The sequence below is a fragment of the Streptomyces sp. AP-93 genome, from assembly GCF_022808175.1.
Taxonomy (GTDB): domain Bacteria; phylum Actinomycetota; class Actinomycetes; order Streptomycetales; family Streptomycetaceae; genus Streptomyces.
In genome coordinates, this window is the sequence record NZ_JALGBX010000068.1 from 1 (window position 1) to 1450 (window position 1450).

Consider the following 1450-nt stretch of genomic DNA (forward strand, 5'->3'; position numbering starts at 1 on the left):
TCAGCCGGTCCTACGTTGTTGTGTGGGTTGGACGGGCCAGTCGTAAGGTCCAGAGATCCAGAGACACCGGGTATGGCTTTCAGCCGGTTGCCGATGATGGCTCGCCTCACCTGGCCGCCCGGTGTCTCACGACGACTCGGCCGCTGATTAGGAGCTGCGAGCCCTCTGGGTGTCGCTGAGTAGGACCACGCTGGCGAGGTCGTCCGGGAGAACAGCACACGGCGAACGACCGGAGGAACGGGTGCCCCAGATCTGGGCGGGGACGGACATCGGCAAAACGCACCACCACTGTGTGGTGCTGGACGCGGAGGGCAGACGGGTGCTGTCGCGGCGCGTGCTGAACGACGAGCCGGAGCTGCTGGCCTTGCTCGCCGACGTGCTGGACATCGACGCGGACGTGGTCTGGGCGGTTGACGTCGCGGACGGTATGGCCGCTCTCTGGATCAACGTCCTGCTCAACCACGGCCAGCAGCTCGTCTACATACCCGGCCTCGCAGTCAACCGGGCATCGGCCGGCTACCGGGGCACCGGCAAGACCGACGCCAAGGACGCCACCGTCATCGCCGACCAGGCCCGGATGCGCCGGGACCTGACCGTTCTGCGACCCGACGACGAACACGCCATCGAGCTGCGGGTCCTCACCAACCGCCGGGCCGACCTGACCTCTGACCGCACCCGCCGGATCAACCGCCTGCGCGGCCAACTCACGGGCATCTTCCCCGCCTTGGAACGGGCTCTGGACCTGGGCAACGCCGGTCCGCTCATCCTGCTGAGCGGCTACCAGACCCCGGCCGCCCTGCGCCGCACCGGCCGCAAGCGGCTGGAAACCTGGCTGCGCAACCGCAAGGTCCGCAGCCCCGAAGCCCTCGCCGCGGCCGCCGTGGAAGCCGCCGAACGCCAGCACACCGCCGTCCCCGGGGAGAAGATCACCGCGCAGGTGATCCACACCCTGGCCAAGGAGGTGACGGGCCTCAACGAGCAGATCGCCGAGATCGACAAGCTCATTGCGGCCCGGTTTCGCGAGCACGACCTCGCCGAAGTGATCGAGAGCATGCCCGGCATCGGCCCCCTGATGGGCGCCGAGTTCCTCGCCGCCACCGCCGGCGACATGAACCGCTACGGCACAGCCGACCGCCTGGCCAGCCTCGCCGGAGTCGCACCGGTGCCCCGCGACTCCGGCAACGTCAGCGGCAACCTCCACCGCCCCAGGCGCTACCACCGCGGCCTGCAACGCGTGTTCTACACCTCCGCGCTGATAAGCATCCGCAACTGCGACGCCTCCCGGCGCTTCTACGAACGCAAGCGCGCCGAGGGCAAGCGACACACCCAGGCCGTCCTCGCCCTGGCCCGCCGACGCGTCAACGTCCTGTGGGCCCTCCTCCGCGACGGACGGTGCTACCAAAGCGCACTCCCCGTCACAACCGCAGCTTGACAACGTTATTAGGAGGTG

1 protein-coding gene is annotated in these 1450 nt (G+C 68.9%); it reads left to right on the forward strand.

Annotated elements, in window-relative coordinates; all coding sequences use genetic code 11:
* Window positions 1–241: 241 nt before the first annotated feature.
* On the forward strand, window positions 242–1432 hold the full coding sequence (locus tag MTF69_RS42605) for an IS110 family transposase (RefSeq protein WP_243342204.1): 1191 nt from the start codon (window positions 242–244) through the stop codon (window positions 1430–1432).
* Window positions 1433–1450 lie beyond the last annotated feature (18 nt).